The 2,158-nt window shown below is 71.1% G+C and carries 1 protein-coding gene; it reads left to right on the top strand.

The window, feature by feature from the left end; translation table 11 throughout:
• The first annotated feature begins 619 nt into the window (after window positions 1-619).
• Entirely contained in the window at window positions 620-2,083 is a 1,464-nt protein-coding gene (locus EST54_RS33735) for a DUF2252 domain-containing protein (RefSeq protein ID WP_129251467.1), read from the top strand.
• The last annotated feature ends 75 nt before the right edge of the window (window positions 2,084-2,158 follow it).

Genomic DNA, 2,158 nt, shown 5'->3' with positions numbered 1-2,158 from the left:
TCGACTGGGCGAGCAGCTGTGCGCTGCGGCCCGATCCGACGACCGCGACGGGCAGGTGGCGCGGCGCCGGCGGGGCGGCTGGCTCGGCGGGGGCGACGGTGCTGGAGGCGGATCCGGCACCGTTGCTGGAGCGGAGAGGCGGGGCGGCCGGGGCGAGGCCGGGTGACCGGCGGGCTGCGGTTGCGGCTGCGGAGAGGGCGGTGGAGTAGGAGATGGAAGAAGAGGTTGTGGGGGTGTGGGGAGGGGGCGGTTGGTTGGCAGTGGCAGTGGCAGTGGGGCTGTGTGCTGGTGTGGTCTTGTGCCTTCTGCGGTTTGTGGAGCGGTCCCCTCTGGGTGTGGTGGGGCTGGGTTCGATGGTTCTGAAGGAGGGGGCAGAACCGGGGGCGGCGTTTTTGACGAGGTGACAGGGGAGTCGGCCCGATGGGCCTGACGAAGCGTCAGGGATGGGTCCGGCGGTTCCCCTGGGGCGTCAGGGCCGGGTCGGTGGTTCCGAAGAGTTATCCACAGGCTCTGCTGGCTGCGCGGGGATCTCGGTAACGTCATTGCCGTCGGCGCGCCGGGACCGCCCGTCGCTGGTCGGGCCGGTGATGCGGAAAACAGGGACACAAGAACGCAGTTCATGAAGGGGGAGGTGGCCGCCGTGTCGCGTGTGCCGTACGTACCGGGGTTCGCGAAGGCCGATATGCAGGGACCGTCGCCCAAGGCAGTCGGGAAGGCGCTGCGGGAGCGCCTTCCCCGTGCCGAGCAGGCCGCACTGTCGACCGCGGCCGGGCGACCGGATGCGGTGGCAGCGGTCGAGGCGTCCAACGCCGGCCGGCTGCCCGAGCTGACGCCGATACGGGTCGGCCGGATGGTCGCGAGCCCCTTCGCCTTTCTCCGCGGCTCGGCAGGGCTGATGGCGTACGACCTGACGGCCGATCCCGTCACCGGCATAGGTGCACAGATCTGCGGAGATGCGCACGCCGCCAACTTCGGGCTCTACGGCGACGCCAGGGGCGGCCTGGTCATCGACCTCAACGACTTCGACGAGACCCTGTACGGCCCGTGGGAGTGGGATGTGAAACGGCTCGCCACCTCGATGGTGCTGGCGGGCCGGGAGACGGGCGCAAGCGAGGAGGACTGCCGCAAGGCCGCGCAGGACGCCGCGGGCGCGTACCGGCGCACGATGCGGCTGCTGGCGAAGCTGCCGGTGACCGAGGCGTGGAACGCGATCGCCGACGAGGAGCTGGTCTCGCACACCGATGCCAGGGATCTGCTGGGGACGTTGGAGCGGGTCGCGGAGAAGGCGCGCAAAAACACCAGCGCGCGGTTCGCGGCGAAGGCGACCGAGCAGACGGCGGACGGTGGCCGTCGGTTCGTGGACGCGCAGCCGGTGCTGCGTCGGGTGCCGGATGAGGAAGCGGCAGCCGTGGCCTCGTCTCTCTCCGGCTATCTCGACACCCTTCCCGAGGACCGGCTGCCCTTGCTGGCCCGGTACGCGGTGCACGACGTGGCCTTCCGCGTGGTCGGCACGGGCAGCGTGGGCTTGCGGTCGTATGTGGTGCTGCTGCTGGACCACCGGGGCGAGCCGCTGGTCCTGCAGGTGAAGGAGGCACGTGGTTCGGTGCTGGCGCCTTATGTGGAAAAGGCCGGCTTCCCGGTGCCGCCGGTGATACATGAGGGGCGCCGGGTGGTGCTCGGGCAGCGCCGGATGCAGGTGGTCAGCGACATCCTGCTGGGCTGGACGACGGTGCAGGACATAGCGTCGCCCGGTGCGGGAGGCGAGATATCGGGTACCGCCCGACGGGACGGACTGCCTTTCCAGGTCCGCCAGTTCAGAAACCGTAAGGGCAGTGTGGACCCGGCGCAGCTGTCCAACGACCAGCTGGACGACTACGCCCGGATGACCGGCGCCCTGCTGGCCCGGGCCCACGCGCACAGCGCCGACCCGCGCCTGGTGGCCGGCTACTGCGGCAAGAACGAGGAACTCGACGAGGCCATGGCGAACTTCGCGGTGGCTTACGCGGATCGCACGGAAGCCGACCACGCGGCGCTGGCCGCGGCGGTGAAGAGCGGCCGGATCGAGGCGGAGATGGGGGTGTGAGAGCGGAGGGCTCGGGCGCTCGGGTTGGTCGGGAGGCTGGGCTGTGCGCCGGAGGCCGGGGGCTGGGGCCGGGGG

The organism is Streptomyces sioyaensis, from assembly GCF_004122735.1.
Classification (GTDB): domain Bacteria; phylum Actinomycetota; class Actinomycetes; order Streptomycetales; family Streptomycetaceae; genus Streptomyces; species Streptomyces sioyaensis.
The sequence above is the reverse complement of the archived record's forward strand: the minus strand, read 5'-3'. Positions and strand labels throughout refer to the sequence as shown.

Coding starts and splice junctions, on each gene's coding strand:
- EST54_RS33735 (WP_129251467.1), top strand. CDS start 620: ATGAAGGGGGAGGTGGCCGCCGTGTCGCGTGTGCCGTACGTACCGGGG.